Annotated in this window: 25 protein-coding genes and 1 pseudogene; 8 read left to right on the forward strand and 18 right to left on the reverse strand. The window is 70.3% G+C overall.

The window, feature by feature from the left end; all coding sequences use genetic code 11:
* Window positions 1–7 precede the first annotated feature (7 nt).
* The 3 genes from QSK25_RS30440 to QSK25_RS30450 are packed head-to-tail and all read left to right on the forward strand — an operon-like array spanning window position 8 to window position 2,902.
* Window positions 8–1,249, forward strand: a complete 1,242-nt coding sequence (locus QSK25_RS30440; protein ID WP_285643370.1) for an ABC transporter permease — start codon at window positions 8–10, stop codon at window positions 1,247–1,249.
* Window positions 1,242–1,631: a cytidine deaminase gene (locus tag QSK25_RS30445; RefSeq protein WP_090067213.1), complete on the forward strand. Its 390-nt coding sequence runs from the start codon at window positions 1,242–1,244 to the stop codon at window positions 1,629–1,631. The genes QSK25_RS30440 and QSK25_RS30445 overlap by 8 nt, the downstream gene beginning before the upstream one ends.
* Entirely contained in the window at window positions 1,628–2,902 is a 1,275-nt protein-coding gene (locus tag QSK25_RS30450) for a thymidine phosphorylase (protein WP_285643320.1), read from the forward strand. The genes QSK25_RS30445 and QSK25_RS30450 overlap by 4 nt, the downstream gene beginning before the upstream one ends.
* On the opposite strand, the gene QSK25_RS30455 is transcribed toward QSK25_RS30450, so the two are convergent.
* A complete protein-coding gene (locus QSK25_RS30455) occupies window positions 2,899–4,371 on the reverse strand; it encodes a serine/threonine-protein kinase (protein ID WP_285643321.1) in 1,473 nt (490 codons plus the stop codon). The two genes, QSK25_RS30450 and QSK25_RS30455, sit on opposite strands and share 4 nt — an antisense overlap.
* Window positions 4,372–5,646: 1,275 nt before the next feature.
* A pseudogene (locus QSK25_RS45625) lies at window positions 5,647–6,166 on the reverse strand (hypothetical protein); the annotation flags it as partial.
* Window positions 6,167–6,556: 390 nt separating this feature from the next.
* On the opposite strand from QSK25_RS45625, the gene QSK25_RS30465 reads away from it, so the two are divergent.
* Complete coding sequence (locus tag QSK25_RS30465; RefSeq protein WP_285643324.1) at window positions 6,557–7,648, forward strand: adenosine deaminase; 1,092 nt, start codon at window positions 6,557–6,559, stop codon at window positions 7,646–7,648.
* Here QSK25_RS30465 and QSK25_RS30470 read toward each other — a convergent pair.
* The 7 genes from QSK25_RS30470 to QSK25_RS30500 all read right to left on the reverse strand — a co-directional run bounded on the left by QSK25_RS30470 (window position 7,635) and on the right by QSK25_RS30500 (window position 13,052).
* The gene (locus QSK25_RS30470) at window positions 7,635–8,615 is read right to left on the reverse strand and encodes a dTDP-glucose 4,6-dehydratase (RefSeq protein WP_285643325.1); all 981 of its coding nucleotides are present in this window, start codon (window positions 8,613–8,615) and stop codon (window positions 7,635–7,637) included. The genes QSK25_RS30465 and QSK25_RS30470 overlap by 14 nt on opposite strands.
* 2 nt (window positions 8,616–8,617) lie before the next feature.
* Entirely contained in the window at window positions 8,618–9,361 is a 744-nt protein-coding gene (locus QSK25_RS30475) for a GntR family transcriptional regulator (protein WP_285643326.1), read from the reverse strand.
* A gap of 86 nt (window positions 9,362–9,447) precedes the next feature.
* Window positions 9,448–10,665, reverse strand: a complete 1,218-nt coding sequence (locus tag QSK25_RS30480) for a SatS C-terminal domain-containing protein (protein ID WP_285643327.1) — start codon at window positions 10,663–10,665, stop codon at window positions 9,448–9,450.
* Window positions 10,666–10,719: 54 nt separating this feature from the next.
* A complete protein-coding gene (locus QSK25_RS30485) occupies window positions 10,720–11,157 on the reverse strand; it encodes a YbaB/EbfC family nucleoid-associated protein (RefSeq protein ID WP_285643328.1) in 438 nt (145 codons plus the stop codon).
* Window positions 11,154–11,504, reverse strand: a complete 351-nt coding sequence (locus QSK25_RS30490) for a YbaB/EbfC family nucleoid-associated protein (protein ID WP_285643330.1) — start codon at window positions 11,502–11,504, stop codon at window positions 11,154–11,156. The genes QSK25_RS30485 and QSK25_RS30490 overlap by 4 nt, the downstream gene beginning before the upstream one ends.
* Window positions 11,505–11,541: 37 nt before the next feature.
* A complete protein-coding gene (locus QSK25_RS30495; protein ID WP_285643331.1) occupies window positions 11,542–12,729 on the reverse strand; it encodes a C40 family peptidase in 1,188 nt (395 codons plus the stop codon).
* Window positions 12,726–13,052: a hypothetical protein gene (locus QSK25_RS30500; RefSeq protein ID WP_285643332.1), complete on the reverse strand. Its 327-nt coding sequence runs from the start codon at window positions 13,050–13,052 to the stop codon at window positions 12,726–12,728. Before QSK25_RS30500 ends, QSK25_RS30495 begins: the two co-directional genes overlap by 4 nt.
* Window positions 13,053–13,144: 92 nt before the next feature.
* Here QSK25_RS30500 and QSK25_RS30505 point away from each other — a divergent pair, with 92 nt between their 5' ends.
* The gene (locus QSK25_RS30505) at window positions 13,145–13,681 is read left to right on the forward strand and encodes an SMI1/KNR4 family protein (protein WP_285643334.1); all 537 of its coding nucleotides are present in this window, start codon (window positions 13,145–13,147) and stop codon (window positions 13,679–13,681) included.
* 164 nt (window positions 13,682–13,845) lie between these two features.
* Here the strand turns inward: QSK25_RS30505 and QSK25_RS30510 are convergent, their stop codons facing one another.
* From QSK25_RS30510 to QSK25_RS30525, 4 genes are all read right to left on the reverse strand, one after another.
* The gene (locus tag QSK25_RS30510; RefSeq protein ID WP_285643335.1) at window positions 13,846–14,436 is read right to left on the reverse strand and encodes a MarC family protein; all 591 of its coding nucleotides are present in this window, start codon (window positions 14,434–14,436) and stop codon (window positions 13,846–13,848) included.
* 37 nt (window positions 14,437–14,473) lie between these two features.
* Complete coding sequence (locus tag QSK25_RS30515) at window positions 14,474–15,001, reverse strand: VanZ family protein (protein WP_285643336.1); 528 nt, start codon at window positions 14,999–15,001, stop codon at window positions 14,474–14,476.
* 77 nt (window positions 15,002–15,078) lie between these two features.
* Window positions 15,079–17,268, reverse strand: a complete 2,190-nt coding sequence (locus QSK25_RS30520; protein WP_285643337.1) for an FtsX-like permease family protein — start codon at window positions 17,266–17,268, stop codon at window positions 15,079–15,081.
* Window positions 17,265–17,951, reverse strand: a complete 687-nt coding sequence (locus tag QSK25_RS30525) for an ABC transporter ATP-binding protein (RefSeq protein WP_285643338.1) — start codon at window positions 17,949–17,951, stop codon at window positions 17,265–17,267. Before QSK25_RS30525 ends, QSK25_RS30520 begins: the two co-directional genes overlap by 4 nt.
* Before the next feature lie 109 nt (window positions 17,952–18,060).
* On the opposite strand from QSK25_RS30525, the gene QSK25_RS30530 reads away from it, so the two are divergent.
* Genes QSK25_RS30530 through QSK25_RS30540 form a run of 3 tightly spaced genes read left to right on the forward strand, consistent with a single transcriptional unit; the run spans window position 18,061 to window position 20,017 of the window.
* Entirely contained in the window at window positions 18,061–19,191 is a 1,131-nt protein-coding gene (locus tag QSK25_RS30530) for a sensor histidine kinase (RefSeq protein WP_285643339.1), read from the forward strand.
* The gene (locus QSK25_RS30535; RefSeq protein ID WP_285643340.1) at window positions 19,188–19,814 is read left to right on the forward strand and encodes a response regulator transcription factor; all 627 of its coding nucleotides are present in this window, start codon (window positions 19,188–19,190) and stop codon (window positions 19,812–19,814) included. Before QSK25_RS30530 ends, QSK25_RS30535 begins: the two co-directional genes overlap by 4 nt.
* Window positions 19,811–20,017: a helix-hairpin-helix domain-containing protein gene (locus QSK25_RS30540; protein ID WP_285643341.1), complete on the forward strand. Its 207-nt coding sequence runs from the start codon at window positions 19,811–19,813 to the stop codon at window positions 20,015–20,017. The genes QSK25_RS30535 and QSK25_RS30540 overlap by 4 nt, the downstream gene beginning before the upstream one ends.
* Here the strand turns inward: QSK25_RS30540 and QSK25_RS30545 are convergent.
* The 5 genes from QSK25_RS30545 to QSK25_RS30565 all read right to left on the reverse strand — a co-directional run bounded on the left by QSK25_RS30545 (window position 20,014) and on the right by QSK25_RS30565 (window position 24,380).
* On the reverse strand, window positions 20,014–20,877 hold the full coding sequence (locus QSK25_RS30545; RefSeq protein WP_285643342.1) for an aldehyde dehydrogenase family protein: 864 nt from the start codon (window positions 20,875–20,877) through the stop codon (window positions 20,014–20,016). The genes QSK25_RS30540 and QSK25_RS30545 overlap by 4 nt on opposite strands.
* Window positions 20,870–22,297, reverse strand: a complete 1,428-nt coding sequence (locus tag QSK25_RS30550; RefSeq protein WP_285643343.1) for an aldehyde dehydrogenase family protein — start codon at window positions 22,295–22,297, stop codon at window positions 20,870–20,872. The genes QSK25_RS30545 and QSK25_RS30550 overlap by 8 nt, the downstream gene beginning before the upstream one ends.
* A gap of 4 nt (window positions 22,298–22,301) precedes the next feature.
* The gene (deoC, locus tag QSK25_RS30555; protein ID WP_285643344.1) at window positions 22,302–23,258 is read right to left on the reverse strand and encodes a deoxyribose-phosphate aldolase; all 957 of its coding nucleotides are present in this window, start codon (window positions 23,256–23,258) and stop codon (window positions 22,302–22,304) included.
* 64 nt (window positions 23,259–23,322) lie between these two features.
* A complete protein-coding gene (locus QSK25_RS30560) occupies window positions 23,323–23,736 on the reverse strand; it encodes a hypothetical protein (RefSeq protein ID WP_285643345.1) in 414 nt (137 codons plus the stop codon).
* The gene (locus QSK25_RS30565; RefSeq protein ID WP_285643346.1) at window positions 23,736–24,380 is read right to left on the reverse strand and encodes a DUF1707 SHOCT-like domain-containing protein; all 645 of its coding nucleotides are present in this window, start codon (window positions 24,378–24,380) and stop codon (window positions 23,736–23,738) included. The genes QSK25_RS30560 and QSK25_RS30565 overlap by 1 nt, the downstream gene beginning before the upstream one ends.
* Window positions 24,381–24,703: the final 323 nt, after the last annotated feature.

Below are 24,703 nucleotides of genomic sequence, written 5' to 3' on the forward strand. Positions count from 1 at the left end.
CTCGACGATGGAGGAGAAGCCGCACATCCCGGCGGCGCCTCGCAAGCGCAAGGTGCCCGGCTGGGCCGTCGCCATGCTCGGTGTCGCGGGTGCGATCGCGTTGCTGTCGATCACGTCGATGCAGACCGGGTTCCCGCAGCTCACCTCGTCCGGCACGACCCAGACGGCGGTGCGGCTCGCGCTGCCGATCCTGCTGGCCGGTCTCGGCGGCCTGTGGGCGGAACGCGCCGGCGTGGTCAACATCGGCCTCGAAGGCATGATGATCATGGGCACCTGGGGCGCGGCGTGGGCCGGGTACCAGTGGGGTCCGTGGGCCGCTGTCGTGGCCGCCGTGGTGTTCGGTTCGCTGGGCGGCCTGCTGCACGCGATCGCGACGGTCACGTTCGGCGTCAACCACATCGTCTCCGGTGTGGCGATCAACCTGCTCGGGGCCGGTCTGACGAAGTACCTGTCGACCCTGGTGTTCTTCCCGCTGTCGAACAACCCGCGGCAGTCGCCGCCGGTGGCGCCGTTCGACACGTTCTCGGTGGCGGGCCTCGGTGACTGGCTCGGTGAGCTGGAAGCCGGGCAGCGCCTGTTCATCTCGGACGTCGCGGGCATCCTGCGCGGTCTCGTCACCGGCGTCTCGCCGTTGACGATGCTGGCGATCCTGCTGCTGCCGCTGTCGTACTGGCTGCTCTGGCGCACCCGCTTCGGCCTGCGCCTGCGCTCGGTCGGCGAGAACCCGCACGCGGCGGACTCGCTGGGCGTGAAGGTGTACTTCCACAAGTACGTCGCGGTGATCGTCTCCGGTGGCCTCGCCGGCCTGGGTGGCGCCTCGCTGGTGCTCAACCCCGGTCAGCTGTCCTACCTGGAGGGGCAGACCGGCGGCCGCGGCTACATCGGCCTCGCCGCGATGATCTTCGGCAACTGGCGGCCCGGTGGTCTGCTCGGTGGTGCGGCGCTGTTCGGCTACGCCGACGGCCTGCAGCTGCGGTCCGGTGGCGAGACGGTGCTGGCGCTGGTCTACGGCGTCGTGCTGCTGCTGGGTGTCATCGTGGTGTGGCAGCTCATCAGGCAGAAGTGGTTCTCTGCGGCTGCTGCCGTCGTTGTCGCCGTGTTGATGTACCTGCTGTACATCAGCCTCGACGAGATCCCGAGCGAGTTCGTGTCCTACGCGCCGCACATGGTGACGTTGGCCGTGCTCGCCGTCGCGTCGCAACGATTGCGAATGCCGGCGGCCGACGGTCTGGTCTACCGCCGTGGCTGAGGTCGACTGGGACCTGCTGCGGGCACGGGCGGTGGAAGCGGCGTCGTTCGCCCACTGCCCGTACTCGGGGTTGCAGGTCGGCTCCGCCGCGCTGTGCGACGACGGCCGCATCGTGACCGGGTGCAACGTCGAGAACGCCTCGTACGGCGTCGGCCTGTGCGCCGAGTGCGCGATGGCCGGGCAGTTGCAGCTCACGGGTGGCGGCCGGTTCGTGGCCGTCGCCTGCCGGTCGGGTGCCGGTGAGCTGCTGATGCCGTGCGGCCGGTGCCGTCAGGTGTTGTACGAGCTGGGCGGCCGCGACTGCCTGGTGGACACGCCGTCCGGGATCCTGCCGATGTCCTCGGTGCTGCCGGACGCGTTCGGACCGGAGGACCTGCCATGAGTTTCTCGGCCGTGGACGTCATCCGCGCCAAGCGCGACGGCGCTGTGCTCTCCGGTGACCAGATCGACTGGGTCATCGACGCCTACACGCGTGGTGCCGTGGCGGACGAGCAGATGTCCGCGCTGGCGATGGCGATCTTCTTCAACGGCATGACCGCCGCGGAGACCGCGCGCTGGACGCAGGCGATGATCTCGTCCGGCGAGCGGTTGTCGTTGCACGTCGATCGCCCGACCGTGGACAAGCACTCGACGGGCGGCGTCGGCGACAAGATCACGTTGCCGCTCGCGCCCCTCGTCGCGGCCTGTGGTGCGGCCGTTCCCCAGCTGTCCGGTCGCGGTCTCGGCCACACCGGCGGGACGCTGGACAAGCTGGAGTCGATCCCCGGGTGGCGGGCCGCACTGTCCACTTCGGAGATCCTCGACCAGCTGTCCTCGGTCGGTGCGGTCGTTTGTGCTGCCACCGAAGGACTTGCTCCGGCTGACCGCAAGCTCTACGCGTTGCGGGACGTCACCGGGACCGTCGAGGCGATCCCGCTGATCGCCTCCTCGATCATGTCGAAGAAGATCGCCGAGGGCGCCGAGTCGTTGGTGCTGGACGTGAAGGTCGGCTCCGGCGCGTTCATGAAGGACCTCGGCTCTGCTCGCGCCCTGGCCGAGGCGCTGGTGGCCATCGGCGTCGAGCACGGCGTGCGCATCTCGGCGTTGCTGACCGACATGTCCGTGCCCCTGGGCCGGGCCGTCGGCAACGCGGTCGAGGTGGCCGAGTCCGTCGACGTGCTGCGCGGCGGCGGCCCCGCCGACGTGGTGGAGCTGACGGTGGCCCTGGCCGCCGAAATGCTGTCCCTGGCGGGGATTTCCGCCGATCCGGCCGCCGTGCTGGCGTCCGGTGAGGCGTACGAGGTGTGGGCGCGGATGATCCGTGCCCAGGGCGGCGACCCGGACGCCGCTTTGCCGGTCGCGTCGCACAAGCACGTGGTGGAGGCGCCCGCCTCGGGCGTGCTGTCCACTTTGGACGCTTACGGCGTCGGGGTGGCGGCGTGGCGTCTCGGTGCCGGTCGTGCCCGCAAGGAGGACCCCGTGCAGTCCGGTGCGGGCGTCCTCTGCCTGGCCAAGCCGGGCGACGTCGTGGAGGCCGGGCAACCGTTGCTGGAACTCCACACCGACACCCCGGACGCGGTCACCGGTGCCTTGCAGGCCCTGGCAGGTGCCTACGAGGTAACGGATTCCGCGCCGGAGCGTTCACCGCTGGTGATCGACACCATCCGCGGCTAGTTCACGAGCGAGCCCGCCAGGGGCGACCTGTCCTGCTTCCACAGCACGCACAGGACCTCCTGGCGGCCCGGCGCGGCGGCGTCGTTGTAGGCCTCCCACTCCTTCTGCGTGGGCACGAGCCCGGTGAAGCCGAGCGGCTCCTTGATCTTCGGCTCGATGACCTTGAACTGCTCGGTGCAGTAGTTCTTGGCGAAGTCCGCCAGCCACTTCTCGCCGGGGTACGCGATGTCCTTCGGCTTGTCCCACATGGGGGTCGCGGCCGAGAACAGCTGGATCCCGTGCGGCCCGCTGCACGGCACGTCCTGCCGCACCGGAGACCCCTGCGTCAGGAAGTCCTTGGCGCACTGCGTTCCCGACAGGTTCCACTCGGGCACGTCCCCGCCCCGCCCGAACGTGGCGATGCGCCGCGAAGGCAACGCGGCCCCCACCGGCAACTCCTGCGGATCACTCCACTCGCTGGAGTTCTCCTGCGTCTGCCCGGTGCTGGGGTTGGCGTTGTCGCTGGTGGTGTTGTCGGGCTTGAAGGCCTGGTACCCGGCGAACGCCGCACCGGCCAGCACCACCACTCCCAGCACGATCGCGCCGACGGTGACCAGCCGCTTCTTCTTGGCGCCCGGTTCGAGCCGCCTGGTGCTGTGGAGCTGGGGAACCGCCGTTCCCTGCACGATCGCCGTGAGCATCTGCCGCGCCTGCGGAGCGGTGAGGCGGCGGGCGGGGTCGACCACCAGCAGACCGCGGATGACTTCCGCGAGCGCCGGCGAGGCGTTCCTCAACACCGGCGGCTCGTTCATGATGGCGTGCAACGTGGACGCCGTGGACGTCCGCTCGAACGGACTGATCCCCTCCACCGCGTTCGCGATCGTCACGCCGAGCGCCCACAGGTCGGACGCCGGCGAGGCCTCCCACCCGCTGAGCCGGTCCGGCGACATGTACGCGGGCGAGCCGATGATGCCGCCGTTGTGCGTGAGCCGGGGGTCGTCCATGGCCTGCGCGATGCCGAAGTCCGTGAGCTTCACCGCCCCGTCCGGCCGCACCATGATGTTGCTGGGCTTGACGTCCCGGTGCACGATGCCGGCCTGGTGAGCGGTCTCCAGCGCCCCCAGCACCTGCAACGCCACCCCGGCCATCCACGTCGAGTCCCGCGGCCCGTGCCGCTCCACGATGGTCGCCAGGTCGAGCGCGTCCACCAACTCCATCGCGAGGTACGTGCGCCCGTTCTCCCGCACCACGTCGTAGACGGTGACGACCGCCGGGTGGTTCAGCCTGCCCGCGGTCCGCGCTTCCCGGAGCATGCGCTCTTCGAGAACGGCGAACTCCGCGGCGGCGATGCCCTGCGGCGGGTGCAGCTCCTTGAGCGCGACCGACCGGCCGAGCAGCTGGTCCTGGGCACGCCACACGACACCCATCGCACCTCGGCCGAGTTCGGCCAGCAGTGCGTAGCGGTCGGCGATGAGTCGCTGTTGCTGCACGGACTATCCCTTCTGGACGCCCCCAGATTCCGGCGAGCCTACCCACGGGCGTGTGAGCGCTCTCCTCATGGTCACGTCTCACCCGGCCGGCGGGTTCAACGGCCGGCGGACTTCGTGGGAAGGCCCAGCTCGGGAACCGGGTCCGCGACCAGCACGTCTCCCACCCGCACCGAGCGCACGGCCGCAGACGACGAACGGCCCCTGGAGCGACGTTGCTCCAGGGGCCGTTCCGCGAGGAAACGTCAGGCGATCAGGCGCCTTCGGCTGCCAGGTCGTCGTCGTCCACGTCCTTGCCGCCGTTCGCCGGCTTCGGGCCGCCGTTCTTGCGGGTGCGGCGCTGCGGGCGCGGCAGGGCGGTGGGCGGCGGGGGAGGCGTGGGCGAGCCGCCGCCGAGGATGAGCTCGGCGAAGGTGGCCATGGCCTCGTCCAGCTGGCCGCCGATGCGCAGTTCGGACTCCTGGTTCGACTTGCGGACCAGGGACTGCAGCGAGTCGGTGTCCGGGCGGGCGCCGACGGTCTCGGCGACCTTGGTGAGGCTCGCGTCGACGGTGCCGCCGAGCTCGGAGATGCGGGCGGCGAAGCCGTCCTCCACCTTGTCGAGGCGGTTCGTCATGTTGTCGAGCTGCGAGGTGACGAGCTCGAGGCGGCGGGCCAGGGACTCGAGTCGGTCGGCCGCGTCGACCTGGTCGCGCGACTGCTCGATCGCGGCGTACAGGGCGGTGCGGGCCTCGTCGAGCTTGCCGTTGACGACGTTCTGCGTGTCGGTGACGGCCGTCGCGAGCTCGGTGCGGGTCTCGGCGAGCGAGGTCGCGAGCGAGTCGCGGGTCTCGGCCAGCGAACCGGCGAGCGACTCGCGGGTCTCGTTGAGCGAACCCGTGAGCGACTCGCGGGTCTCGTTGAGCGAACCCGTGAGCGAGTCGCGGGTCTCGTTGAGCGAACCGGCCAGGGAGTCGCGGGTCTCCGCCACGACGCCGGACAGCTCGGTGCGGGTCTCGGCCAGCGAGCCCGACAGCTCGGAGCGGGTCTCCGTCAGCGACGCGGCCAGCTGGTTGTGGCGGTCGGTGAGCGCGCCCGTCAGCTTCTCGCGGCTGTCGGTGATGGCGCCCGCGAGCTCGCCGCGGCTCTCGGCGATGGCGGTGACCAGCTCGGCACGGGCAGCGGCGAGGGCGTCACGCTGCTCGTCGGCACGGCCGTGGACGCTCGAGAACGACTCGGCGAGGATCTTCTGCAGCGCCTCGCGGGTGCCGTCGAGGTGCTCGTGCACGCCCTCGTCGACCTCGTCGAGACGGCCGCGCAGCGCGGCTTCGAGGGCCTCGATGCGCTCGCGCAGCGGGTTGGTGACGGCGCCCGGGATCGCGTCGACCTTGCCGTCCTGCTTGTCCATGTGACCGTCGAGGTCGTCGATGCGCTTGTGGATGGAGGCGAGCTTGTCCTCCAGGCCGTCCATGCGGCCCGCGACCCCCTCGAAGCGGCCGGCGACGCCGTCGAGGCGTCCGTCCAGCTGCGCGAACGGCTTGGCGAGCTTGTCCACCAGGGCGTCGACCGCGCGACCGATGTCGGCGACGGCGTTGTCCTGGGCCTCCAGCTTGGCGAGGGCCTCGTCCAGGCGCTCAGCGAGAACGCTGACCTCGGTGCGGTCCGGCAGCTCCGACAGGCGCTTGCGAACCGAACCCAGCGACTCCAGAGGCGACATCCGGGCGTGGATCTCGTCCAGCGCGTCGAAGATCTGCTGCTGCTCGCTCTCACGGATCTCCGCGGCGCGCGTGAGCATGTTGCGCATCCGATCGAAGGACATCGTGGAGTTGTTGTTCTCTGTCACGGCTGAGTGCCTTCGTCCAGGGGAGGGGGAGACCACGGGAGCCTATCCGCGTCGCGGGACGTCGCTGTACCACCCCCGTCACAGAACGGCCGGGTGCGGACGGGCAACTGACCCGATCAGGCTACCGGACTACTCTGAACGCTCGGTGACGGGTCGGCAGCGGGTGGTAGCGGCCGTTGATGTTCCTACCTTGGGGTGACTCAAGCCGCGCGTTGGTTGCAGAAAGTTGCTGATCACGGATCTGCAACGACGGGCAACCGACAAATGATCATATCGGCTCCAAGATCATCTAGGCCTGATTGGGAACGGCGTGTCGGCGCAGTTCACCAGGTCGGGGGCGGGTTCGGCCTGGAGTAACGTGTAGCAATGTCCACGCCGCTTACCTTGGAGACCATCCGCAGCGCGCCGAAGGTGCTGCTGCACGACCACCTCGACGGTGGCCTCCGCCCGCAGACGGTGATCGAACTCGCCGATGCCACCGGCTACCAGGGCCTGCCCACCACCGACGCGGGCGTCCTCGGCGGCTGGTTCCGCGACAACGCCAACTCCGGCTCGCTCGTGCGCTACCTCGAAGGCTTCGCCCACACCTGCGGTGTCATGCAGGACGAGGCCTCGCTGGTCCGCGTCGCAGCCGAGGCCGTCGAGGACCTCGCCGCCGACGGGGTCGTGTACGCGGAGATCCGCTACGCCCCGGAGTTGAACACGGAGAAGGGGCTCTCCCTGGAGCAGGTCGTCGAGGCCGTCCAGGAGGGCTTCCGGATCGGCGCCGCGAACGTCGCCGCCACCGGGCGCAAGATCCGCGTCGGAACCCTGCTGTGCGCGATGCGGCAGAACGAGGGCTGGCTGCGCATCGCCGAGCTGGCCGTCCGCTACCGCGACCTCGGGGTCGTCGGGTTCGACATCGCCGGGCCCGAGGCCGGGTTCCCTCCCACCAGGGGCCTCGACACGTTCGAGTACCTGCGCCAGCAGAACGCGCACTTCACGATCCACGCCGGTGAGGCGTTCGGCCTTCCGTCCATCTGGGAGGCCATCCAGCACTGCGGTGCCGAACGGCTCGGCCACGGCGTGCGGATCGTCGACGACATCAAGGTTTCCGGTGACGGCACCGTCCAGCTGGGACGGTTGGCGGGCTACGTCCGCGACCGGCGCATCCCGCTGGAGATGTGCCCGACGTCGAACCTGCAGACCGGCGCCGCGCCCACGCTCGCCGAGCACCCCATCGGACTGCTCGCCAAGCTCCGGTTCCGCGTCACGGTCAACACCGACAACCGTCTGATGAGCGACTGCAGCCTGTCGAGCGAGTTCGCCGCGCTGGCCGAGACGTTCGGGTACGGCTGGGCCGACCTGCAGTGGTTCACGATCAACGCCATGAAGTCGGCGTTCATCGGGTTCGACGAGCGGCTCGCGATCATCAACGAGCTGATCAAGCCGGGCTACGCGGCGCTCAACGCGCAGTAGCCGCCCAGGCGGTCTCGTCGATCGTGCTGCGCCCCAGCAGCGGCTCCCACCAGGCGCGGTTGGCGGCGTACCAGCGGATGGTGTCCCGGACCCCGGCCTCGAAGCCGATCTCCGGGCGCCACCCGAGCTCCCGCTCGATCCTGGACGAGTCCAGCAGGTAGCGGCGGTCGTGGCCGGGACGGTCCGCCACGACCGCCTTCCGGGACGCCGGCAGGCGCAGTTCGTCCAGCACCAGCCCCGCGATCTGGTCGACGTCCGCCTCGACGCCGGTGCCCACGTGGTAGGTCTCGCCGACGGCGCCGTCCCGCAACACCGCGTCGATGGCCCGGCAGTGGTCGAGGACGTGGATCCACTCGCGGCGGTGCGAACTCGACGCGTAGACGGGGAGCTGCTGCCCGTTCAGGGCCCGCGTGGTGAACAGCGGCAGGACGTTCTCGGGGAACTGGTTGGGGCCGTAGTTGTTGGCGCAGTTGGAGATCGTCACCGGCAGCTCGAACGTCTCGAAGTACGACCGCACGGCGTGGTCAGCGCCCGCCTTCGACGCGTTGTAGGGCGTGCGCGGCCGGTAGGGCGTCTCCTCGTGGAACGCCTCGGTCGCGTCCAGCGCGAGATCCCCGTACACCTCGCACGTCGACACGTGGTGGAACCGCCGCACGCCCGCGCGACGGCAGGACTCCAGCAACGCCTGCGTGCCCAGGACGTTGGTGCGGAAGAAGCGTGCGGGATCCAGCACGGCGAGGCTGTTGTGGGACTCGGCGGCGAAGTTGACCACCACGTCCACGCCGGACACGTCGGCGGAAGCGATGTCCCCGTGCACGAACGGCACGTCGGACGGCAGGTTCGCGCGGACGCCGCGGTAGGTCAGCGCGTCCAGGGCGACCACCTCGTCCGCCGGGTGTTCGCGCAGCCAGTAGCGGGTGAAGTGCGAGCCGATGAACCCGGCCGCACCGGTGACGAGCACGCGCATGATCAGTCCTCCGCGGGGATTTCGGCGACGCCGGGAGGTTCCGCGCCGGGCCAGCCGCGGAACTCGACCTCCAGCTGGAACCGGTGGCCCAGGTAGTGGTGCTCGGACAGGGCGATCGGGTGTTCCTCGGCGTCGAACGCGGTGCGGCGCACCAGCAACACGGGCGTCGCGGCCGTGACGCCGAGCAACGCGCCGAGCTCGCCTGCCGCGACGGCCGCGATGCTCTGCCGCACGACCGCGATCTGGGTTCCGTTGCGCCGCAACGTCTCCCAGGTGCCGGGCGACTCGGCGTCGGCCCGGCTGACGGGCGCGGCCAACGCCAGCGGCACCCACTCCGTCACGACGTCCAGCGGCGTCTCCCCGGTGCGGCGCACCGAGCGCACGCGCAGCATCTCGCCCGCACCCAAGGTCGGGGCGACCGCGGGAGGGGCCTCGCGGTAGCCGTACTCGAGGACGGTGCGCACCAACGCCACACCGGCCTCGGCCACGGCCGACCGGGCGTGCTGGAACGTGCCGAGCGCGAGCGGCTGGGCGAACGAGACGACGTACCAGCCGGCGCCCTTCCGCGACGCCAGCAGGCCTTCGTCCCGCAGTTGCTCCAGCGCACGGCGCACGGTCACGCGGCTGACCTCGTGGCGACGGCCCAGTTCGGCCTCGCTCTCGATCGCCCCGGCCGGACCGTAGTCGCCGAGCGTGATGCGTTCCCGCAGCTCAGCAGCGAGGCGCTGCGACCGAGAACCTGTCATAAACCTGTATCATACAGCCGAGTCAACCCGCCGGAACGTGAAAGGGCCGCTCGCAGGAAGCGAGCGGCCCTTTCACAGAAATGACGTCAGTTGGTGTGCAGCCGGTCCTCGAACGCGGCCTGCAGCGTGCGGAACGCCGCCACCTCCGCGTCGTACGGCGCGGACGGCGCGAGGCGCGTCGGGTCCGGCGACACGACGAACGACACCAGCCAGCCCAGCGACTCGGACGAGGCGAGCGCGTCCTTCACGGACCCGTCCTCGGCCCACTCGCCCGCGTCCTCGAACAGCTCGACGGCGAGGTCGAGCTGCTGCGGGTCGAGGGAGTCGGGGCCCTCCTCCATGTCCTCGGCGATGCCCGTCAGCACGTAGACGTTGGCGTCGTCCACGTCGACGTCGAGCTCGCCCGCGGTGGCCTTGACCTTGACGTCGTTCCAGGTCTCGACGTCGGCCAGGTCGTGCTCGTCGTTCTCCGCGACGAACCGGCTGAGCGCGCGCTGCGAGGTGAAGACCTCGATCTTGCCGCGGCGGCCCAGGAACACCGGGTCGTCGCCGAGGTAGGTGCGCAGCGTGTAGAACTCGCCGGCCGACGTGATGATCTTGATCGGGTCGATGCCGACCTCGGCCCAAAAGCCGGTCGGCTCCTCCTCCTCGGTCTCGGAGTCCTCGTCCGCCGGGTCCTCGACGGCGGCGGCGGCCGTGGCGGCCTCCAGCGCGGCGAGTTCCTCCTGCGCGACCGACAGTTCCTTCTCCGGGACCTCGGGCGTGTTCACGACGCCGTCGATCGCGTCGAGGACCTCGTCCCACTTCTCGGAGACGACCTCGGACAGCTCACCCCACAGCTTCGCGCCGTCGCGGCCGCTGAACGGCAGCGTGCCCTGCGGCAGCAGGGAGAAGCCCTCGGCGCTGTCCAGCACCTCGTGGACCTTCTCCAGGTCGCAGACGTCCGCGAGGGCGCGCACGATCGCGACGACGTCGGCGAGCTCACCGATCGTCCAGGTGTCCGGGTCCTCCGCGACGAGCTCGGGGACGCCGACCAGGTCGAACTGGTGGTTGTCGTCCGGCGAGAGGTCGGCGACGCCCAGCGAGGGCACGACCGGCCACGCCGGGTGGTCGGTCAGGTCGTGTTCCTCGGCGGTGCGCACGAACGCGGCGAGGTGCGCGGCGTCGGGGAAGACGAACAGGTCCTCCTCGTCACCGAGGAACGCCTCCCACTCCTCGCCCTTCTCGCGCCAGCGAGGTGCCCACAGCGTGACGACGTCACCCTGCGTCAGCCCCAGCTCGATGGGGACGATGTCCTGCGCCATCCTGACCTCCCGGTCACGCCTGCCCGATGCCGTCGTCGAGCCTAACGGTGCTGATCACCGAAGCCACGAGGGGTTGTCGAAGAAAGCGTCGTCGTCGAGGTTCTCGGTCTGCGGACCCCGCGGCCGGCGTTCCGGTACCGCCTCTTCAGCTGGGGCTTTGGGCGGCACGACGGGGTTCCAGGTCGAGCGGAACGGCGAGTCGCCGGCGATCGATTCGACGTCGATCGCCATGCCGTCGCCGAGCGCCAGGGCCATCTTGTTGAAGCTCACCTGCACGGCCGCGCCGGTCGCCAGCCGCACGGTCTCGGTCACCACCTGCCCGACGGCCTGCGCACCCTGGGTGAGCAGCGCGGGGTGCAGGTGCAGCGCCTTGATCTCGCCCTTCGGCGTCACCGTGGCCATGCAGACGCCGGTCGGGTGCTCGGCCGTGGCGGTCAGCGCCGCGAGCTCGCGCCGCAGGCGTTCGGTGGCCTGCATGCGTTCCTCGTTCACCGCTGCCACCCGAAGTCGTCCTCGTCCGGTCCGCGTTCGATGCCCATCGCGGTCAGTTCGCGCGGGTCGACCACGCGTTCCAGCGTCTGGTGCAGGCGGGTGTTCGCGTCGCGCCGGGCCTTCTCGGCGATCCGCACGATCTCGGCGGCGAGCCCCTGCGGGCCCATCCGCAACGCCGCGGGGCTCACCGAGATCTGCTGCGGCGGGCCGCCGGGCGTCGCGACCACGGTCACCGCGCCGTCCGGAGAGGACGCCCGCCCGGTGACGGGACCACTGCGCGTGACGTGCTCGGACACGGCCTGCTCGACCTCGCGCACCTTCCGCGCGGCGCGTTCGACGTCATCCACCTGCATCACCCCGCAGACCAGTGTGCCGCACGACCGATCAGCCGGTCGGGCGGTAGAAGCCGTAGAACGACATCCCGCTGTTCGTCGTGCGGATCGGCTGCACCTGCACCGGGTCACCGGCCTCGACCATCTGCCCGTTGCCGATCACCATCGCGACGTGGCCGTCCCACACCACGAGGTCGCCCGGCAGCAGCTGGTCGGCGGGCACCGAGGCGCCCATCGCCTGCGACGACGCCGGCCGCGGGATGTCGAAGCCCGCGCCCGCGTACGCCCACTGCGTGAGGCCGGAGCAGTCGGTGCCCTGCGGCGGGTTCGCGCCACCCCAGACGTACGGGGTGCCGAGCGCCGACAACGCGTTGCGCACGGCCTTGGCCGCCGTCTCGTTCGGGGCCTCGGCGCTGCTGCCGTCGGGCAGGTTCACGCCGACGCCCTCACCGGGCTGCGGCGGGATCGCGACGGGCAGCCGGGGGCCTGAGCCGCCGCCACCTCCACCGCCGCCCGATCCGCCGCCACCGCCGCCACCGGATCCGCCTCCGCCACCGCCACCACTGCCGCCGCCGGAACCGCTGCCGGACTGCGATCCGGGACCGGACTCCTGCTTGGCGGGGGTGTCGGTGGCACCGGACGTCGAGGTGGTGCCCTCGTCACCGCCGAGCGGCTCGCCGAGCTTCGCGAGCGCGCCCGCGTCGGGCTTCTGCAGGCCGTTCAGCTGGCCGACGAGCTGGGTGAGCTGGTCGCGCACCTTCTGCAGTTCGGCCGAGGTCCTGCCCTGGTAACCGGCTGCCATGCCGGCGAGGTCGGCCAGTGCGGCGAGCACCACGCCGGGCCCCGCCAGCAACGACGCGGCCAGCGCGGCGGCGAGCTTCGGGGTCGCCTTGGCGGTGAACTCGTCGATGAGGCCCTGGATCGCGGTGCGCCCGCCGGTGACCGCGCTGACGCCGGTCGAGGCGGCGGTCTTGAGCACCGAAGCGTTGTTCGCCAGCAGGGTCGTCGCCGAGGCGAAGGTCGAGACGCGGGCGGTGAAGGCGTTGGCCTTGTCGCCGGTCCACGTGTTGAGCACGGCCGTCGAGGCCGAGGAGTGCCGCGTGCCGAGGTCGGTCACCGCGGTCTGGGCGCGCCCGAACGCGTCACCCGCGCGCGTGGCGCCGCCGGTGTCGCCGTCGAGCTTCGCCAGGTCCTCCTTCATGGGCGCGATGAACTGGCTCAGCAGTCCCTCGACGCTCATACCCGGGCCGCCTTGGTGATCGCCGCCTTGTGCGCGTCCTCCTGGGCGATGTAGGAGTCGCGCGCCTTCCCGACGGCGGTGCCGAGACCCGCGAGACCGGTCGAGGCGGCCTTCAGCGCGTCGAGCTGGGCCTGCGCGGCGGCCTGGAACGCGGCGTTCAGCCCCACCTCGTTGCCCAGCTTGCCGAAGCAGTCGCCCGGCAACGCCGTGGTGCCGTTCAACGTGCCGGTGCCGACGTTCCCGACCTCGCTCGCCAGACCGCTCACCGCGGACGCGTATCCGGTCAAGGCGTCGAAGTCGACCTTGAGGCCTTGTTCCGCCATCTGAAAGCACTTCCCCCGGTCGTGACGTGTTCGCCTTGATCCTGCCCCGATGAGCGGTACCTCGCCCGACGTTCCGCCAAGATCATGGAACGGTGGGTGTGATCGAGCACTGGAACCGGATCCTGGCATGGCTGGCGGAGAACGCTCCCGCCACCCGAGCCGTCTTGCGTCCGAGGTATGACGCGCTGCCGGATCTTCGGGTTCCGATCGATCTCCAGCTGTGGTGGAGCGTCTACGGCGGCACCGAGGAGGGCCTGTTCGCCGAGATCCTGCCGCCCTTCTACACACCGCTCGACGCCGACCGCGCGTTCGTGCTCAGGGACACCCACGCGAGCAAGCCGGTGGACTCCTCCGAGGCGGGCGCGCCGACCAGCGGGTTCCACCCCGGCTGGCTGCCGATCGCGTTCGACGGCACCGGCGACGTGCTCGCGGTCGACCTGCGGCCCGGCGTGCTGCGCGGCTGCGTGGTCGAGTGGGACCAGGAGCGCAACGAGATGGTCAAGCCGGAGTGGACGTCGATCGTGGAGATGTTCGACCAGGTGGCGACGGCCCTGGAGACGCGCAGCGTGGTCGGGCACTGCCACCCGGAGGTCAACACCGCGGGCGAACTCGGCTGGCGCACCAGCTGAGCAACTGCCCAGAGGCCTTGTCCGCACCCACCTCCACGTTTCCCTGCCGCACGCGGGGCCCTCGCGTGCGCTCAGCGCGAACGAAAGCTCCCCGCGTGCACTCCGGCAACGTGAAACGCGCTCGCGACGCGGCGCGACCACGGACAGGCCTTCTGGCCCGGTGCTCAGACCCGTTCGAGGATCCCGAGCGTGATCAGGCCCTCGATGATCTGGTCCACGCCGAGCGCCGCGAGCAGCACGCCGAGGACCCGGGAGAGCACCCAGGCGTAGGTCATCTTCACCCAGCGCATCGCGATGCCCAGCACCGCGATCGCCGCCAGGTCGAGCGCGATCACCGCCGCGAACCCGCCCGCCAGCACGAACGTCGTCTCGACCGACTTCGTGTCCGACAGCAGGAACAGGTACGCCAGCGCCACCGGGTTCGCGTAGTAGGCGGTGGCGAGTTCGTGGGTGCCGCGGGTCTCGTCGTGCAACGGGTCCTGCTTGCGTCCCAGCACGAGGTCCAGCGCGTGCACGAACAGGATGACGCCGCTCGCGAGGTACAGCGCGCCCTCGCTGATGTGGAAGAGCGAGAGCAGCACCCGCCCGGCGACGATGACGAACAGGCCGACGCCAAGTGCGATCGCGGTCGAGGAGAGCGCCACCCGCCAGCGCTTGCGGGCGTCGGCGCCCTCGGTGTCCATCAGGAACGCCAGCAGGATCTTCGGCGGTCCGACCACGGCGACGAGGATGGAGAAGGCCTCCACGAACTTCATGGAGGCCATGATCGAGCTGGTGGAACGACCCTGCGCGTTACCTCACGCTGGCGAGTGAACGCTGCGTCCGCGGCACCGAGGCGGCCTTCACGCGGGCGTACACCTTCACGGCGGCCAGTGCGCCGAGCCAGCCGAGCGCGGTGCCGGTGGTGTTGGTGATCAGGTCGTCGACGTCGAAGATCCGGTTGGCCCACAGCAGCTGCGAGCCCTCGATCGTCAGCGAGACGCCGTAGCCGATCAGCGCGGCCTGGCCGACGGTGCGCTTGCCCCACCACAGCAGCATCGCGCCGAGCGGCACGAACAGCAGCACGTTCAACGTCATCTGGTCGAACGCGATCCGGCCGTCGCGGAACGTGTCGGCGACCCACTGGAACGGGACCAGCTGCACGGCCTGGCGCGGCGGCACGGTCTGCATCGGCAGGAAAGTCGCCGCGAACAGCATGCTGGCGTAGCCGGTGATGGCCGCGGACTTGAGGGTCAGCTGACGGAAGAACAGCTGCGGGAGCATGAAAACGACCGACAGGAAAACGCCCCACTGGATGCTCGCGAGCTGTGCATTCGTCATGAATCAAAGGTAGGAAAAAGGCCCTCCGCGCACATCGCGCTGAGGGCCAGTTCCATCCTCGTACTTCCGGCCGAGTTCTACTCCGCCGCGTAATCCCGAGGGCTGATGCCGCGTAGTACCGGACCGCACGCCAGTGCCGCTACCAGCGCGACCAGCATCCCGACGGCCACGGGTGTCACCACCCACGGAGTGAGCGGCAAATCCTCGCCGCCCATCATCCCGCGCGCGAGGGTGAGCAATCCGAGGCCCATCACAATTCCCGCCGCACACGCCGCTATCGTGGCGGCGAGCACAGGAAGCACCACTTCACGGCGCAATGCGTGAGCCAGGACACGAATTGGCGTTCCCGCCGCGATCAACGCGCCGAAAGTGCGCCTGCGGTCGATCACCGACCCCGCCGCGGCGACCGCCGCGCCGATGCCGCCGAGCACGCCGGCGATGGACAAGCCGATGATCGTGGCCCGTTCCAGGTCCTCGGTCAGGGTGTCACCGCGCACGCCGCGGGCCAGTTCGGTCAGCGGTGCGCCCGGCAACGCGCGCATGAACGCGGTGTGCACGGCCTCGCGGTTCTCCGCCGTCGTCGGCACGCCGACCAGTGACACCCTGCCCTGCACCGCCGGCAGCAGTTCCGGGTCGATCACCGCCTCGTAGCGGTACCCGGCCGGCGTGAACGGCCGCGTCTCGTACCGGTCGGGCAGCTCCGCCTTGACCTCGCCGTCGCGCGAACTGCTGCGGAAGTGGCTCCACCGCAGCGTCGACGGCGCGTAGACGGCTGGGCCCTCACCGCAGTTCAGGCCGGTCATCAGAAGCGCCACCTCCGTGCACTTGCCGACGAGGACGGACGGGCCGTAGTGGTCGCGGGAGCCGTCCCCGACGGTGCCGGAGGTCATCGTCACGATCGGTGCCGAGGTCGCGAGCCGCAACGGCGTCACGTCGACGCCCACCTCCTCGGCCACGATGGCGTTGTCCCGCCACGTCCTGTCGCTGGTCGGGATCGTCGTCTCCAGGCCGGGCAGCATGGTCAGCGCCATCGACCCGGTGAAGACCGCGATCACCACCCCGGCCGAGCCGCGGAACGCCGCCACCGGATCACCGGAGAGCCTGCGCCCGGCCAGCAACGTCGAGGGCTTCTGCCACCGGCCGACGAAGAACCTGCCGACCCACGCGGTGACGACGGGCCCCGCCAGCACCAGCGCGAGCGCCACCGCGCCGAGGCCGAGCAGCACGACGGTGAACCGGGAGCCGCCCGAGCCGGTCTGCGCGACCGTGATGCCGAAGAAGAACACCGCGATGGCACCCGCGATCGCGAGCAACCGCCACGACCGCACCTTGCGCTTCTGTTCCGCCGCAAGGGGCTCCTTCACCACCCGGCGCAGCCCCATGACCGCCGCGAGGACGACGAGCACCGGTGCGAGCACGGCCACCACCCCGGTCGTCACCGGGTCGGACACGAAGTCGCCGGGGTACCACGTGCCGCCCTCCCAGGAGATCTTCGCGGTGAGGTGGCTGAACGGCTGGGCCAGCAGCACCCCGAGCGCGCTGCCGACGACGGCGCCGACCGCGGTCTCCAGCGCGGTCATCCCGACGACCTGCCGGGGCGACGCGCCCGCGAGCCGCAACGCCGCCAGCCGTCGTTCCCGCTTCGCCGCCGTCAGCCTGGCCGCCGACGCGACCAGCACGAGGCACGGCACCACCAGCACGACGAGTCCGACGCGGGTGAGCAGGAACAGCAGACCGTGGTAGTCGTCGGTGTAGGAGGCGCCGCCCTGCGCGAGCCCGGTCGTCTTGTCACCGTTCGACACGGCGTCGTTGCCGACGATCGCGACCAGTTCGCCCTCGTACTTCAGGGCTTCCGGGCCGAGTTCGGCGATCACCCGGCCGGGGAAGCGGTTGCCGAGGTTCTCCGCGGGGGCCTCGCGCACCAGGTTCGCGAGCGCGGGCGAGAGCAGCACCTCGCCGGACTCGGGGTAGCGCGCGATGCCCTCGGCCACCGGGACGTCACCCGGTTCGTTGCGGGCGACGTCGAACCGTTCGATCAGCTGGCCGCGGTAGACGTCCCTGGTCGTGGCGACGGAGATGGTGGACCGGCCGCCCTCGTTCGTCCAGAAGTCCCGCCACGCCGTGCGGTCGGCGCGCGCCTGCAGGCCGTTCGGTGCGGCGAGCAGCCAGAGGACCAGCGACACCGCGATCATCACGCCGAGTGCGACCAGCACCGTCGCGACCTGGCTGCGGCGGTCCCTGCGCAGCACCGCGAGGGCGATCCTCACGCCGACACCCCCGTGTCGATCTTCTGGGCGATCCGGCCGTCCTGGATCTCCACGACGCGCAACGCCCGGTCGGCGATCGCCTTGTCGTGCGTGACGATCACGACGGCGGCACCGGTCTCCTCGGCCGCCTGCAGCAGGGCGGTCATCATCTCCTGGCCGGTGCGGGTGTCCAGGGCGCCGGTCGGTTCGTCCGCGAAGATCACCCGCGGCTGGTGCGCGAGGGCCCTGGCGATCGCGACGCGCTGTGCCTGCCCGCCGGAGAGTTCGCCCGGCAGCCGCTTCTCGAGGCCCTGCAACCCGAGCCGCGCGAGCCACAGCCTGGCCGCCCCGAGCGAGGACTCCCGCGACCCGCCCGCGAGCAGCATCGGCAGCGCCGCGTTCTCCTCGGCCGTGAGCTCGGCGACGAGCATGCCCGACTGGAACACGAACCCGAACGCCGTGCGCCGCAGCGCGCTGCGCCCCGCCTCGTTCAGCTCGCCGATCGCGCGCCCGTCGAGGAACACCTCGCCGCCGTCGGCGCGCAGGATGCCGGACAGCACGTGCAGGAGCGTCGTCTTGCCGGAGCCGGACGGACCGACGACCGCCAGCACGTCCCCGGCCGAGATGTCGATGTCCACCCCGGCGAGCGCGTGCACGTCGCCGTAGGTCTTGACGAGGCCACGAGCGGCCAGAACCGAATTCATGTTCCTCAAGGTGCCGGGTGAGGGGTGACAAAACCTCAGCCTTGACGACACACCGGATCAGCCGGATGACCGAGGCCGGAGGGGTCGGGTGGTCCTACCGTTGTCTTCCGTGGACAGTCATCGGGGCCAATGGCCGATCGCCGCCTTCCTCGCCTTGCTGATGGTGGGCGAGCTCCTCGTCATGGGCGAACCGGGCCAGGCGGGGGCGCTGGTGTGGCTGCTGACGGTGCCGGTCTGCATCGTGGCCGTCACGTCGTTCAAGTCGCGGGCGTTCACGGTCCCGGTCGCGGTCGTGTCGGCCGTCCTCGTGTCGTTCGTGATCACGACGTTCCAGGTGAACGTGCCGACGATCCTCAGCCCGCTGACGATCGCGGAGACCGGGGCGTTCCTGGTCATCACGGCCGTGGTCGTGCGCGAGGAACCGCGCCGGTCGGCCACCTGGTCGGTCGGCGCGCTGGTGGCCGTGAGCTTCTTCGCCGCCATCGTCCGCGGCAACTGGTTCTCGTCGGGCAACTACAACGAGCTGCTCGGCTCGCTCGTGCTGGGCTTCGGCGCGGTCGGCGTCGGCCTGTACTTCCGGGCCCGCGACACCGAGAGCGGCCGCCTGATCGCCGCCGCCGTCACCGACGCGCAGAAGGAAGAGCGCATCGCGCTGGCCCGCGAACTGCACGACGTCGTCGCCCACCACGTCACGGGCATGCTCGTGCAGGCCCAGGCCGCCCTGGAGGTCTCCGAGGACGACCCGCAGGCCGCGCACCGCCTGCTGCCGGGCATGGTCCGCTCGGGCACCGAGGCGTTGCAGGCGATGCGGCGCCTGGTCGGCACCCTGCGCCAGGGCGAGACCGAGGCGGCCACCACCGACCTCGCCGCCGACGTCATCGCGGCCGTCGAACGCACCCGCGAGCTCGGCATCGAGACCCGCCTGCGCATCGACCTGCCCGCCGAGGTGGCGCCCGAACTGGGCCGCTCGGTGTTGCGCCTGGTCCAGGAGTCGCTGACCAACGTGCACAAACACGCCAAGTCCCCGACGATGATCGACGTGGACATCTCCCGCACCGACGGCGGCGCGTTGCGCGTGGTCGTCGCGGACGACGGACGGCCCGGCGAGTTGAACCAGGGCGGCTACGGTCTCGTCGGCATGCGTGAGAGGGTCGACCTGCTGGGCGGCCTGTTCTCCGCGGGTCCGCGAGAGAACGGCTGGCAGGTGCTGGCCGAGCTACCCCTGGAAGGGTCCAAGTGATCTCGGTTCTCATCGCCGACGACCAGGAGATGGTCCGCGTCGGGTTTCGGATGATCCTGGAGAAGCAGCCGGACATCACCGTCGTCGCCGACGTGGCGGACGGCATCGCGGCCGTCACCGCGGCCCGCGAGCTCAACCCCGACGTGGCGTTGCTCGACATCCGCATGCCGGGGCTCGACGGCCTGGAGGTGACGAAGAAGCTGTCGCCCACCACCAAGGTCGTGGTGGTGACCACCTTCGACCTCGACGAGTACGTGCACACCGCGCTGGAGAACGGCGCGTCCGGCTTCCTCACCAAGGACGCCGGTCCGGCGTTGCTGGTCGAGGCCGTGCGGGCCGCCGCTGCCGGCAACGCGTTGATCTCGCCCCAGGTGACCGTGCGGATGCTGGAGCACTTCGCGCGCCCGGCCGAGCGGCCCGACCTGTCGTTGCTCACCGCGCGCGAGCAGGACGTCGTGCGGGAGGTGGCGCGCGGGCTGTCGAACCAGGAGATCGCGTCGTCGCTGTTCCTGTCGCTGTCGACGGTGAAGACGCACCTGGCGTCGGTGCAGACCAAGCTGAACGTGAAGAACCGCGTGGGGATCGCCTCGTGGGCGTGGCGCGCGGGGCTGGTCAACTCGTGACCGACACCGAGTTCCCGCGCACGATCGGCAAGGTCGCGGCCCGCGAGCTCGCGGCGCACGGCTACCCGACGTTCGAGTCGCTGACGAAGGTGTCGGCGAAGGAGCTGCTGAAGATCCACGGCGTGGGCCCGAAGGCCGTCCGGATCCTGGGGGAGGAGCTGGCGGCGCAGGGCAAGGCCTACGCCGCCGATCAGCTGCCCTAAACACCCATCGGGTGCCAGACCGTCTTCGTCTCCAGGTACGCGCGCAACCGCGACATGTCCGGCGTCGCCGTGAAGTCCTCGTTCTGCTTGTTGCGCAGCACGCGCTTCACGGTGCCTGCGGCCGACCGTTCGAGGTCGGCGCGGATGTCCGCCGGCGCACCGGTCAGGTCGAGCGCGTTCACGTCACCGTGCGACGCGAGCCACGGCGCGATCTCCGCCGTGCGGCCGGTGACGATGTTGACGACGCCGCCCGGCACGTCCGACGTCGCGAGCACCTCGGACAGCGTGATCGCGGGCAGCGGCCGGTCCTGCGAGGTGATGACCACGCAGGTGTTGCCGGACGCGATCACCGGCGCGATCACCGAGATCAGGCCCAGCAACGACGACTGCTGCGGCGCCAGCACGGCGACCACACCCGTCGGTTCCGGCGTGGAGAACGAGAAGTACGGGCCCGCCACCGGGTTCGAGGAACCCAGCACGGCCGCGATCTTGTCCGTCCAGCCCGCGTACCAGACCCAGCGGTCGATGGCGGTGTCCACGAGGGTCTGCGCCTTCTTCAGCGCGACGCCCTCGGAGGCCGCGACCTCGGTGACGAACTGCTCGCGGCGGCCCTCCAGCACCTCGGCCACCCGGTACAGGACCTGGCCGCGGTTGTAGGCCGTGGCGCCGGACCAGCCGCCGAAAGCCTTGCGGGCAGCGGAAACAGCGTCGCGGGCGTCCTTGCGCGAGCCCTGCGCGGCGTTCGCGAGGAAGGTGCCCTTCGAGTCCGAGACCGGGTAGCTGCGGCCCGACTCCGAACGCGGGAACTTGCCGCCGATGTAGAGCTTGTAGGTCTTCGCGACCGTGATGCGATCAGACATCGAGGTAGGCCTCCAGACCGGTGCGGCCGCCCTCACGGCCGAAGCCCGACTCCTGGTACCCGCCGAACGGCGCGGTCGGGTCGAAGCGGTTGAACGTGTTGGACCACACCACACCGGCGCGCATCCGTTGTGCCATCCAGAGGATGCGCGAGCCCTTCTCGGTCCACACACCCGCCGACAGGCCGTACGGCGTGTTGTTCGCCTTGGCCACGGCCTCCTCCGGCGTGCGGAACGTCAGCACGGACAGCACCGGGCCGAAGATCTCCTCACGGGCGATGCGCATCGCCTGCGACACCCCGGAGAACACCGTCGGGGCGAAGTAGAAACCCTTGTCCGGCAACGGGCACGACGACGTCCAGCGGGTGGCGCCCTCGGCCTCGCCCGCCGCGGTCAGCTCCTGGATCTTGGTGAGCTGCTCGCGCGAGTTGATCGCGCCGACGTCGGTGTTCTTGTCCAGCGGGTCGCCGACGCGCAACGTGGACACGCGCGCGTGCAGCTTCTCGATCAGCTCCTCGGCGATCGACTCCTGCACCAGCAACCGCGATCCGGCGCAGCACACGTGGCCCTGGTTGAAGAAGATGCCGTTGACGATGCCCTCGACGGCCTGGTCGAGCGGGGCGTCGTCGAACACGATGTTCGCGGCCTTGCCGCCCAGTTCCAGCGTCAGCTTCTTGGACGTGCCCGCCAGCTGCCCCTGGATGATCTTGCCGACGTCGGTCGAGCCGGTGAAGGCGACCTTGTCGACGTCCGCGTGCCCGACCAGCGCGGCACCGACGTCACCGGCGCCCGGGATGATGTTGACGACGCCCGGCGGCAGGTCGCACTGCTGGATGATCTCGGCCAGCACCAGCGCGGTCAGCGGCGTGGTCTCGGCGGGCTTGAGCACGACCGTGTTGCCGCACGCCAGCGCCGGCGCGATCTTCCACGCGGCCATCAGCAGCGGGAAGTTCCACGGGATCACCTGGCCCGCCACACCCAGCGGCTTCGGGTCCGGCCCGTACCCCGCGTAGCCGAGCTTGTCCGCCCAGCCCGCGTGGTAGAAGAAGTGCGAGGCGGCCGTCGGGACGTCGACGTCGCGCGACTCCTTGATCGGCTTGCCGTTGTCGAGCGACTCCAGCACCGCGAGCTCACGGCCGCGTTCCTGGATCTGCCGCGCGATCCGGTAGATGTACTTGGCCCGCTCGGAGCCGGGCATCTTCGACCACACGCGGTCGTAGGCCTTGCGCGCGGCCTTGACCGCGGTGTCCACATCGGACTCGCTCGCCGTCGACACCTCCGCCAGCACCTCCTCGGTGCCGGGGTTGATGGTCTTGAGCGGCTCGCCGGTGCCCTCGACGAACTTGCCGTCGACGAACATCTTGTAGCTGGGCTTGAGGTTCGCGATGTCCCGCGACTCGGGCGCGGGGGCGTATTCCCACATGTCTTCAGTCCACCGTCACGTAGTCCGGGCCGCTGTAGTGGCCGTCCAACTGGGTCCGACGCTGCATCAGCAGGTCGTTGAGCAACGTCGACGCGCCGAACCGGAACAGGTTCGGATCGAGCCACTCACGCCCGGCCACCTCGTGCACGGCCACCAGGTACTTGATCGCGTCCTTGGTCGTGCGGATGCCACCGGCGGGCTTCACCCCGCGCAGCTCACCCGTCTGCTGCTTCCAGTCCCGCACCGCCTGCAGCATCACGTGCGTCACCGGCAACGTCGCGGCGGGCTGCACCTTGCCGGTCGACGTCTTGATGAAGTCACCACCCGCGAGCAGCGCGAGCCACGACGCGCGGCGCACGTTGTCGTACGTCACCAGCTCGCCGGTCTCGAGGATCACCTTGAGGTGCGCGTCCCCGCACGCCTCCTTGATCTTCACGATCTCCTCGAACACCTGCCCGTACCGGCCGGAGAGGAACGCACCGCGGTCGATCACCATGTCGACCTCGGACGCGCCCTGCTCGACGGCGAACCGGGTGTCGGCCAGCTTGATGTCCATCGTGCTGCGGCCGCTCGGGAAAGCGGTCGCGACGGACGCGACGTTGATGCCGGTGCCCACGAGGTCGTCCGCGGCCGTCTTCACCATGTCCGGGTAGACGCAGACCGCCGCGACCTTCGGCACGTCGGGCCGTTCGGGGTCGGGACGCTTGGCCTTGGCGGCGAGTGAGCGCACCTTGCCGTGGGTGTCGGCACCTTCGAGGGTGGTCAGGTCCACCATGCTGATCGCCAGGTCGATGGCGTGCAGCTTGGCGGCCTTCTTGATGCTGCGCGTGCCGAGGCCCGCGGCTCGTTGCTCGACGCCGACCTGGTCGACGCCGGGGAGCCCGTGCAGGAAACGCCGCAGCGACGATTCGTCGCGCACGGCGTCAGCCAGGGCCGACGGCAGTGTCGTTGGAGCAGCCATGCCTGGGAGTCTAAGCGGAATGGGACGCCCGTCCTAAGTGACGAGGTTCGCCCAGGTCAGGCGGCTACCAGCCCAACTTCGCGAGCCCTTCCAGAACGCACGCGTCGAGGGTGGGAAAGCCCTCGATCTTGTCCTTGGCGGCGAACAGCACCCACTTGGTGTCGAGGCTGTACTGGACGATGAACAACTCGCCCTTCGCGCCGATCGCCTCGAAGAGTTCGGCGTACGCGTCGGCGTCACTGATCGGCTCGCCGATCCACGACCAGTCGCCGGGCAGTTCGGCCACCGACCTGCGTGCCCGGTCGAGCAGGTCGTCGAGGGTCTCGTGGTCACCGCCGCCCATCCAGTAGTCATCGACGACGAACGGCGTCTTGTTGATGCGCAGGGTCCACTTCTTGCGCGGCCGCGGCCCGTCCATCTTGATCATGAACACGAGACCGGTGTCCGCGGCTCGTTCGACGAACTCCGCCAGCAACATCAGTCGAGCAGTTCGCGCAGGACGTTCTTCTTGGGCTTCTTCGGCCCCTTGACCTCGACCGCGCCCATGAGCGCGAGCCCGGTGATCCGCACCGTGGGCGCGCCCGGGACGTGCCGGCGGTTCGGCAGGTTCTGCTCGAACGCCCCCATGAACCCGAACCCGTCGACCTTGACGTTGATGTCGTCGGGCACCCGGATCTCGATGCCGCCCCAGAACGCGAAGCAGCTGATCGTCACCTCGGCCTCGGCGAAGTTCGCGTGCGTCAGGTCGATCTCGATGCCGCCCATGATCGCCACGGCGTTGTGCATCCGCGGCACGACCCAGCCGCCCTTGCGGTTCACGCCGGACCAGAACGCCACCGACACCGCGCTGCCGGGCGTGCCGCCGATGCGGTCGTTCGTCGCGGGCTGGTACTGCGGCACGGCCGGGGTCTGCGGCAGGCCGCTCAGCACCAGGTCGGCCGTGATGGGAACGAGTTCGCCGTAGGTCTTGGCCGAGTAGACGGCGGCGAGGCGCTCGTCCAGCTCGTGGATGTCGAGGCGACCTTCCGCGGTCGCCTTGTGCAGCACCTGGGCGACCTGTTCTCGGTCCGCGTCCGAGGCGCGCATCTGATTCGGGTCGGCCGGTACCAGCTCGTCGCTCACCCGATTGAGTCTAGGGCCTGTGTCGAAGTCCGATCCGCGATAGTCGGGCCTGAGGCGGCCCCTGGCGGCACGGCCGGACGGCCCACGTACAACACCGGTACGCGGGCCGCCCGGCCGCACCACCAGGAACCACCTCAGGCGCGACTCTCATCGAACCGGCCTTCGACACAGGCCCTAGATGAGTAAGTCCTAAGCATGGGCGGTGTCTGGAGACAGACGAAGGGTGTTCAAGATCAGTTTGTGAGGACCGACCTGAACACCCTTCTGACCGCACTCTACGTCAAGATCGATGACCACCTGGGCAGACCCGCTCGGACCGGTCG

This window comes from Lentzea sp. NBRC 102530 (assembly GCF_030269365.1).
Classification (GTDB): domain Bacteria; phylum Actinomycetota; class Actinomycetes; order Mycobacteriales; family Pseudonocardiaceae; genus Lentzea.

Bases quoted from the DNA above. Each gene is read 5' to 3' on its own strand.
- QSK25_RS30560 (WP_285643345.1), bottom strand. From the start codon at position 23,736: ATGTTGCTGGCGGAGTTCGTCGAACGAGCCGCGGACACCGGTCTCGTG.
- QSK25_RS30450 (WP_285643320.1), top strand. From the start codon at position 1,628: ATGAGTTTCTCGGCCGTGGACGTCATCCGCGCCAAGCGCGACGGCGCT.
- QSK25_RS30515 (WP_285643336.1), bottom strand. From the start codon at position 15,001: ATGACGAATGCACAGCTCGCGAGCATCCAGTGGGGCGTTTTCCTGTCG.
- QSK25_RS30510 (WP_285643335.1), bottom strand. From the start codon at position 14,436: ATGAAGTTCGTGGAGGCCTTCTCCATCCTCGTCGCCGTGGTCGGACCG.
- QSK25_RS30465 (WP_285643324.1), top strand. From the start codon at position 6,557: ATGTCCACGCCGCTTACCTTGGAGACCATCCGCAGCGCGCCGAAGGTG.
- QSK25_RS30470 (WP_285643325.1), bottom strand. From the start codon at position 8,615: ATGCGCGTGCTCGTCACCGGTGCGGCCGGGTTCATCGGCTCGCACTTC.
- QSK25_RS30495 (WP_285643331.1), bottom strand. From the start codon at position 12,729: ATGAGCGTCGAGGGACTGCTGAGCCAGTTCATCGCGCCCATGAAGGAG.
- QSK25_RS30550 (WP_285643343.1), bottom strand. From the start codon at position 22,297: ATGTGGGAATACGCCCCCGCGCCCGAGTCGCGGGACATCGCGAACCTC.
- QSK25_RS30500 (WP_285643332.1), bottom strand. From the start codon at position 13,052: ATGGCGGAACAAGGCCTCAAGGTCGACTTCGACGCCTTGACCGGATAC.
- QSK25_RS30480 (WP_285643327.1), bottom strand. From the start codon at position 10,665: ATGGCGCAGGACATCGTCCCCATCGAGCTGGGGCTGACGCAGGGTGAC.
- QSK25_RS30525 (WP_285643338.1), bottom strand. From the start codon at position 17,951: ATGAATTCGGTTCTGGCCGCTCGTGGCCTCGTCAAGACCTACGGCGAC.
- QSK25_RS30545 (WP_285643342.1), bottom strand. From the start codon at position 20,877: ATGTCTGATCGCATCACGGTCGCGAAGACCTACAAGCTCTACATCGGC.
- QSK25_RS30440 (WP_285643370.1), top strand. From the start codon at position 8: ATGGAGGAGAAGCCGCACATCCCGGCGGCGCCTCGCAAGCGCAAGGTG.
- QSK25_RS30475 (WP_285643326.1), bottom strand. From the start codon at position 9,361: ATGACAGGTTCTCGGTCGCAGCGCCTCGCTGCTGAGCTGCGGGAACGC.
- deoC (WP_285643344.1), bottom strand. From the start codon at position 23,258: ATGGCTGCTCCAACGACACTGCCGTCGGCCCTGGCTGACGCCGTGCGC.